The 2157-nt window shown below is 51.1% G+C and carries 2 protein-coding genes; both read right to left on the minus strand.

The window, feature by feature from the left end; genetic code table 11:
• Positions 1 to 64 precede the first annotated feature (64 nt).
• Positions 65 to 601 carry a type IV conjugative transfer system lipoprotein TraV gene (gene traV / locus ACVRRC_RS21610; RefSeq protein WP_239509712.1) on the minus strand — a complete coding sequence of 179 codons (537 nt, stop codon included), beginning with the start codon at positions 599 to 601 and terminating at the stop codon, positions 65 to 67.
• 2 nt (positions 602 to 603) lie between these two features.
• Entirely contained in the window at positions 604 to 1992 is a 1389-nt protein-coding gene (locus tag ACVRRC_RS21615) for a TraB/TrbI/VirB10 family type IV secretion system protein (protein ID WP_094962209.1), read from the minus strand.
• Between the last annotated feature and the right edge of the window lie 165 nt (positions 1993 to 2157).

Raw genomic sequence — 2157 nt, forward strand, 5'->3', positions numbered from 1 at the left:
TGCAACTGATTGTTTTTGAGGGGAATGTCAAATAATTCAGTTTGCATTAATTTCAATTGAGGCATTATTTGGCCGGTGTTTGCGGGTTCGGTGCCGCCGCCACTGGAGCCGAATTCATTGGGCGAATCACGGCGCTGCGGGTCGCCGCATGTGAAGCTCCCACTTCCCAGCGACGTGGTTCAATCTCGGTGTACACATAGCCAGGAACGTTCAGGTCACCGTCTGCGGATTCGTAGGGGTCAACCAGCACTCGCATTACCTGTGCCTGAGTACGGATCGGCTGAGGGTTGGCCGTTGCGGCAGGAACAGGCACATATCGACCACCGGTTGCGACACCACCAGCACCAGCGTTACTTGCAATATTACCGCGCTTAAGATCTACAGGCTTTCCCGATAACTGTTGCTCAGAGACAGCATCAATACGCTCTTGGTAGTCGTCCCCATCGGTCAGCTGGTGGATATCACGGATGTTCATACAGGTTACGGCATTGGGCATCCCTTTACAGCCATATTCTGAATTACCATCCACCAGCGTACAGCCGGACAATGCAGCCAGACCAGCCGCCGCGACACAGATTGTTAAAAGACGTTTTTTCCACATAATTAGTGAGTCCCGTTGGAATTAAAAGTGGTAGGCGTTGTTTTGCCATTCGGTTTAACGCGGGTAAATTTCAGCGTCACACCTTTTTGAACGATAAAATCGACACTACGACCCGGATCAATTTCGATAACAGGGAACAAGTCACCGGCCATGTTCATGTAGAAGTCAGCCAGGCGATCTAATGCCCCACCCACGCCCGCGATGGCAGCCCCTTGAAGTGCCTCACTGCTCATCACCTGCTCATAAGGTGTGTTGTTTTTCTTGCTGCCGTTGTTATCACGGGTAACGTTGATGGTCGGAATACTTTGGACACTGAACAATGATGAAGCAGCCTGTAAGAAACCTGCGGTCAGTGCCTTAGCCAGGTATTGACCTTGTTTGGTCACCAGGCGACCACGGACACCTGCTTTACCATCCTCACCTACGGCATACGCATCCAGTGGCGATTCAAATACGGCACCGTCATCACGAATACAGGTGATCACCTCAGAGCGGAAGTAGCCACGTTCAGACGATAGCTCGCCAAAACCCGCAGCCAACAGGCCACACTCACGCACGTCAGCACGGAAGCGGTTTGGCAAGATTGCATCTTTCTTGATGCGAATAAGCGCCGGGTAAGGGTCTTTGCGCGCGTTTTGTGATGTGGGTGCATCCATACCTGAAATAAAGACACCACTCAGGATTGAAGTCGCTGGGAGGTAGGTTTGGAAGGCAGGGTCATCATCCGGGTCAGCGGCAGCGATCTCTTTAACGTCCTCATGTACAGAGATGATATCTGGCGTTGAGGGAGCTACCGCCTTGCCGTCTTTGCCTTTGGCGTTTTTATCTAACGCGAAGTCCGCTGGGTTAGGCTGCTGGGTATTTTCATACACACGCTGGAGCGTATCGTCGTTATTCAGGTTTTCGTGAACACTGTCGGACGTTAACTTTTCAACGCCTTGTTTTGCTTTATTATCCCCACTGTAGACGTCTTTCGAACGCACTGATTTGGAGTAAGGCAACACGGTAGTGCCTTCAGCAACACGTTTTTTCAGCTTCTCCTGTTCAATGCGATCGGTGCGCTGCTGTTGCTCAATAGCGACCAGGCGCTTGTTGATTTCATCTACGTTCAGGGACTTTTTCAAATCCGTGATGTTGCTGTTTTGTTTTTCAATCGCTTCGCCCAAAGAGCGCAGGCGTGCGGCGATTGCGTTCTGGCTAACTCCTTGGGTGTCGGTGTCAGTTAACACGCTGGAAATGACTTGCTCGGATGGCCCGCGCAACGCAGGTTTGCGCGATTCAGGCATAAGCAAAAGGATAATCGGGATCAATACGACAAATGTCCCCCCTAAGACAAAAATACGTTTTTTCTTAGCGTCCAGGGTGTCCCAGCGTTCTTTCAATATACTCATCTTTGTATTACTCCGCTAATTTAGGACGGACAGAATCATCGACTTGCGCCTGCTGAGACTGATTGCGAATGACAAAGTAGGCTTCAGTCTTCTGGCCCGGCTAGAGGGTATTCCGGCTCCATAGGGCGCGAGCTGCGAGGTTTGGGTGAGTGCAAAGCGACTCGT

It is taken from the genome of Stutzerimonas sp. LR2 (assembly GCF_055755175.1).